The organism is Nocardiopsis lucentensis DSM 44048 (genome assembly GCF_000341125.1).
Lineage (GTDB): Bacteria > Actinomycetota > Actinomycetes > Streptosporangiales > Streptosporangiaceae > Nocardiopsis > Nocardiopsis lucentensis.
The window spans coordinates 1-1,036 of record NZ_ANBC01000266.1 but is presented as its reverse complement, the minus strand read 5'-3'; the positions used below and the strand labels follow the sequence as shown (position 1 = coordinate 1,036).

Below are 1,036 nucleotides of genomic sequence, written 5' to 3'. Positions count from 1 at the left end.
TCCACCGGGTACGGGCAGCGGATGCTGCGCCGTGCCTGGGGGGCGTGGGGGCCGCGCACCCACGCCGACGTCATGGCCATCACCGACGCCGCCGAGGGGCGCGAGGACATCGACGCCGACCGCACCGCCATGATGGGCGGCTCCTTCGGCGGGTACATGGCCAACTGGATCGCCGGACACACCGACCGGTTCCGGGCCATCGTCTCGCACGCCTCCCTGTGGGCACTGGACGGCTTCAGCAGCGTCACCGACCACCCGGCGGCGTGGGAGCGGGAGTTCGGGACCCCGCTCGCCCAACCCGAGCGCTACACGCTGAACTCACCGCACCTGCACGCCGACCGCATCCGCACGCCCATGCTCGTCATCCACGGCGACAAGGACTACCGCGTGCCCATCTCGGAGGGCATGCGGCTGTGGCGCGACCTGCTCCTGCACGAGGTGGACGCCAAGTTCCTCTACTTCCCGGACGAGAACCACTGGATCCTCAAACCCGGCAACGCCAGGATCTGGTACGAGACGATCTTCGCCTTCCTGGACCACCACGTCCACGGCAAGGAGTGGACCAGGCCCGGACTCCTGTAGGACGTGGCCCGCGGCCCTACCCCGGGGCGTGCCCGCGCACGCCCCGACCGCGCTCCACACCGCACGCGACCCACGAACGGGGGACCACACGTGAGTACCACCCACCATCCGCCCGACCCCGAGGAGCTGCGCGCACTCGCCGTGCGCGTGGCGGCCGAGGCGGGAGAGCTCGCCGCCGAGGGACAGAAGGGCGTCACCGTACTCGACACCAAGTCCAGCCCCACCGACGTCGTCACCAAGATGGACCGGGCCACTGAGGAGCTCATCCGCACGCGTCTGCTGGAGGCCCGCCCCGACGACGCGATCCTGGGCGAGGAGGGCGGTGGCGAGAGCGGCACCAGCGGTGTGCGGTGGATCGTCGACCCGATCGACGGGACGGTCAACTACCTGTACGGGAGCCCCGACTGGGCGGTGGCGATCGCGGCGGAGGTCGACGGCCGGGTCGTGGCGGGGG

Annotated in this window: 2 protein-coding genes; both read left to right on the top strand. The window is 71.3% G+C overall.

Going from position 1 to position 1,036, the window contains the following annotated elements; translation table 11 throughout:
- Positions 1–582 (top strand): alpha/beta hydrolase family protein (locus tag D471_RS0109110; RefSeq protein ID WP_026127553.1); only part of this gene is annotated, 582 nt, incomplete at its 5' end.
- A 90-nt stretch (positions 583–672) separates the two neighbouring features.
- A partial coding sequence (locus tag D471_RS0109105) for an inositol monophosphatase family protein (RefSeq protein WP_017598339.1) occupies positions 673–1,036 on the top strand: 364 nt, incomplete at its 3' end.